General features: G+C 60.6%; 6 protein-coding genes. 3 read left to right on the top strand and 3 right to left on the bottom strand.

The features are described 5' to 3' along the window. Positions 1-44: 44 nt before the first annotated feature. Positions 45-227 (bottom strand): hypothetical protein, encoded by a 183-nt coding sequence (locus EOA60_RS24505; RefSeq protein WP_067320556.1) that lies wholly within the window; start codon positions 225-227, stop codon positions 45-47. 216 nt (positions 228-443) lie between these two features. Then, entirely contained in the window at positions 444-1433 is a 990-nt protein-coding gene (locus EOA60_RS24500; protein WP_127334773.1) for an SDR family oxidoreductase, read from the bottom strand. A gap of 402 nt (positions 1434-1835) precedes the next feature. On the opposite strand from EOA60_RS24500, the gene EOA60_RS24495 reads away from it, so the two are divergent. Both EOA60_RS24495 and EOA60_RS24490 read left to right on the top strand, forming a co-directional pair. Continuing rightward, positions 1836-2138, top strand: a complete 303-nt coding sequence (locus EOA60_RS24495) for a DUF982 domain-containing protein (protein WP_127334768.1) — start codon at positions 1836-1838, stop codon at positions 2136-2138. Positions 2139-2247: 109 nt separating this feature from the next. Beyond that, complete coding sequence (locus EOA60_RS24490) at positions 2248-2769, top strand: ferritin-like domain-containing protein (RefSeq protein WP_066994822.1); 522 nt, start codon at positions 2248-2250, stop codon at positions 2767-2769. Positions 2770-2785: 16 nt separating this feature from the next. Here EOA60_RS24490 and EOA60_RS24485 read toward each other — a convergent pair whose 3' ends face one another. Further along, on the bottom strand, positions 2786-2992 hold the full coding sequence (locus EOA60_RS24485) for a hypothetical protein (RefSeq protein WP_095826180.1): 207 nt from the start codon (positions 2990-2992) through the stop codon (positions 2786-2788). A gap of 66 nt (positions 2993-3058) precedes the next feature. On the opposite strand from EOA60_RS24485, the gene EOA60_RS24480 reads away from it, so the two are divergent. Further along, complete coding sequence (locus EOA60_RS24480) at positions 3059-3445, top strand: low affinity iron permease family protein (protein WP_095826179.1); 387 nt, start codon at positions 3059-3061, stop codon at positions 3443-3445. Positions 3446-3448: the final 3 nt, after the last annotated feature.

The raw sequence follows: 3448 nt of genomic DNA, 5'->3' as shown, positions 1-3448 counted from the left end.
GTTGTTGGTAATCCATTCGCCAAAGAATTCGGCCCCGCGTTCGCTCATAGGCGATGCCGCGCCTTCAGAAAATGAGCCTCTCGAAGCAGGGAATTCCAATCGGTCCCGATCAACTCGATCAGTTCGCGGGCTTGCTCTTCGGAAATGTCTGCCTCCCTGGCCAATCGGCCGGCCAGGATCTCAACGGCACCGTCATGCGAGTCGCCTTTGTCGGTGTGCTCGTTCATCGAAACCTCCTAGCCTTGAAAACTGCCGAAAGGCCGACAGGTTCAGGCTTGTGCCGAAAATCTGAATTCCTTCGGACTCTTCCCAGCGTCTGCGACTGCCTTGCCGGCCGTTTGGCCAACCAGATTATCTGGGCGGCCCGTCAGGCCGGATTACCAAGACGGCCGGCGGATCGAGAACCGCCTTTTTCATCAAGACCTTCATATAGGCGGCCGCGGTCAATAGCCCCCAATGATCGGCAGGATCTCGCCGGTGATATAGCTGGAGCATTGCGGCGAAGCGAGAAATACATAGGCAGGCGCGATCTCTTCCGGCTGGGCTGGCCGTTTCATCGGGGTCTTTGCGCCAAACTGCGAGACCTTCTCCGCTTCCTTCTCCGACGGGTTCAGCGGCGTCCAAACCGGCCCCGGCGCCACGGCATTGACGCGAATGCCCTTGCTGATCAGGTTACCAGAGAGCGCCCGGGTGAAGGCGTGAATGCCGCCCTTGGTCATCGAATAATCGATGAGTTCCTTCGAGCCTTCGATGCCGGTGACCGACCCGGTGTTGATGATGGCCGAACCCGGCTTCATATGCGGAACGGCTTCCTGGGCCATGTGGAAGTAGCCGTAGAGATTTGTCTTCAGCGTGGTGTCGAAGTGTTGCTCGGTGAGGTCGGCGAAATCGGTCGAATGCACCTGGAAGGCAGCGTTGTTGACGAGCACGTCGAGCCTGCCGAAGGCCTTCAGCGTCCGCTCCACCGCCTTGTGGCAGAAGGTCCGCCTGGCCACGTCGCCGCGCATGATGATGCAGCGCCTGCCTTCGGCCTCGACTGCCTGCTTTGTCGCCTTCGCGTCGCGATCCTCGCTGAGATAGGCGATGGCGATATCCGCCCCTTCCCGGGCGAACAACACGGCAACTGCGCGGCCGATGCCGGAATCGCCGCCGGCGATCAGCGCCACCTTGCCTCCCAATTTGTTCGACCCCTGCCAGAACGGCGCGTCGTAGAGCGGCGCGGGCTCGATCGCCCATTCCTCGCCGGGTTTGGGATGATGCTGCTTCGGGAAAGGCGGCACCGGGTATTCCCGTGCGCCGGCCTGCATGGCGCCTTGTGATTTGGATTTGCCGTTCGACTTGGCGCGATCGGTCGCGTCGACCTTGCGTTGCACGCTCCGCTGCTTGCTGGCCGCCTGCTCGGAGGTGGATTTGGTCCGCGGGGCCGATTTCATCGGTGTGGCGGAGTCGGTCATCCTGGCGGATTTCGTCGGCATCGGTGTCTCCTTCGCTTTCGAGGGACAACGCACGCGAACAGAAAAGGTTGGCCTCGCTCCGAAGCTGCCGGCTCTCAATCCGGACATCGGTCGCGACATCCGTCGGGACCTCAATCATGGCCGCCACAACCGCCGGCGCCGCTCGCCGGGACAGCGATCAGTAGGAGCAGGTTTTTTGACCGCCACGGGCCGGCTGAATGCAACTACCCGGCGGCAGCTTCGTTTTATGCGATCTCAAACAGGCGGTAGCACCATGAAATCCTTTCGGACCGATAATCCCCTTGGCGGCGGCGCCGACCGCGGACCTCTTCGTCGGGGCCGCCCGGCCTGCGTGCGAATGGCTAGGACGGTGAAAGAGCCTTGAGCAGATTCCTGCCCCTCACCATCCACTTCGTCAACGGCGGCACGATGATGGTGTCGTCGATCGCTGACGCCAAGAATGCGCTTGGTCGGAAATGGAAGAGCAAGGACTCACCAGCCTATCGCAAGGCGGTTCGGCTGGTGGAAGACGCGACCAACGGGATTTGCCGGCCGGCAATCGCCTTTGCCGCCTTCAAGAAGGCGGCCGCCGAGCAGGGTCTGCTGGAGCATGCGGGTCCCAGTGCAGCGCTCAGCATGCTCGACCAACTTTCGTCCCGCAACGGCAAGGGCACGCCGAAGTAACGCTCGCGCACCTCGGCTCGTCATCCCGGCTTCAAAAAATATTTCGCGGGAACATCGGTCGATCCCACCGGTTTTGTTTGGTCAAGAAAGTCGAACGAAGGAGACGTCGATGGCAAAGAAAAGTTCGTCCGGCGCGGCGAACGGCTTGGAAAGCCTGTTCGTGGATGGCCTGAAAGACCTTTATTATGCAGAGAAAAAGATCCTGAAGACGCTGCCTAAGATGGCCAAGGCGGCGCAGTCACAGGAAGTGGGCGCGGCCTTCGAAAAGCATCGCACCGAGACTGAAGCTCAGGTCGACCGGCTCGAGCAGGTTTTCGAAATGCTGGGCAAGCCGGCGCGCGGCAAGACGTGTCCCGCGATCGATGGCATCATTGAAGAGGGTTCGGAGATCCTCGAGGAATACAAGGACGAGCCGGCGCTCGACGCGGGCCTTGTGGCTGCCGCCCAGGCGGTCGAGCATTATGAAATAGCGCGCTACGGCACGCTGATTGCCTGGGCGGAGCAACTGGGCCTGAAAGACGCCCTCCCCTTGCTGCGCGACACCCTCAAGGAAGAATCCGCTACCGACGAGACACTTAGCAAGCTCGGCGAAAGCGGTGCGAACAAGCGGGCCATGCAGGCGGCCGCGTAAGGCGCCCGATAAACGCTTATTCGCATGCCAAAAGTCGACTTGGCGACGCGGCCCCGGTCTCTTTGACCGGGGCCGCGATTACGGGGCCCGCCTCCTCGCGAAACGCTGCAAGTTTTTTCAGCGGAGCGGTCGCCTTCTTGGCGTCGCGCCCGCCTTCAGTTGATTTCTTGCCGGTGCCCAGCGCCAAGGACAGGATAAACGGCTGCATTTCGGTGCAGTTCATCCGGCACACTATCCTCAGGCTGGCTTGGCGGGAAATTTCGTCAGGGTGAAAGTCCGGAGTTCAACATTGGAAAAAGCATTCAATCGGCTCGCGGAGAATGTCGCCCATGCCGCGGGTCGTGCATGGGCCTTCGTCTTGTGCGTGGTTTCGGTGGTCCTCTGGGCCATTGCCGGCCCGGCCTTTCATTATTCCGAGCAGCTGATCATCAACACCGCGACGACGATCGTTACTTTCCTGATGGTTTTCCTGATTCAAAATACCCAGAATCGCGACGGCGTGGCCATTCAGGCGAAGCTCGATGAGCTCATTCGCTCAGGCCGCGCAAAAAACGACTTCATCGGCATCGAGCATCTCACGGAAGCGGAGGCCCAAGAATTCATAACCAGGTGTGCCCAAACCAAGACCGCCAGCAAGGGGACGATCGCATCTCATGTCGAAAGCCGCCCTGCCTAAAAC

This window comes from Mesorhizobium sp. M1A.F.Ca.IN.020.06.1.1 (assembly GCF_004023265.1).
GTDB lineage: Bacteria > Pseudomonadota > Alphaproteobacteria > Rhizobiales > Rhizobiaceae > Mesorhizobium.
The sequence above is the reverse complement of the archived record's forward strand: the minus strand, read 5'-3'. Positions and strand labels throughout refer to the sequence as shown.

Bases quoted from the DNA above. Each gene is read 5' to 3' on its own strand.
- EOA60_RS24485 (WP_095826180.1), bottom strand. From the start codon at position 2,992: ATGAACTGCACCGAAATGCAGCCGTTTATCCTGTCCTTGGCGCTGGGC.
- EOA60_RS24505 (WP_067320556.1), bottom strand. From the start codon at position 227: ATGAACGAGCACACCGACAAAGGCGACTCGCATGACGGTGCCGTTGAG.
- EOA60_RS24490 (WP_066994822.1), top strand. From the start codon at position 2,248: ATGGCAAAGAAAAGTTCGTCCGGCGCGGCGAACGGCTTGGAAAGCCTG.
- EOA60_RS24500 (WP_127334773.1), bottom strand. From the start codon at position 1,433: ATGAAATCGGCCCCGCGGACCAAATCCACCTCCGAGCAGGCGGCCAGC.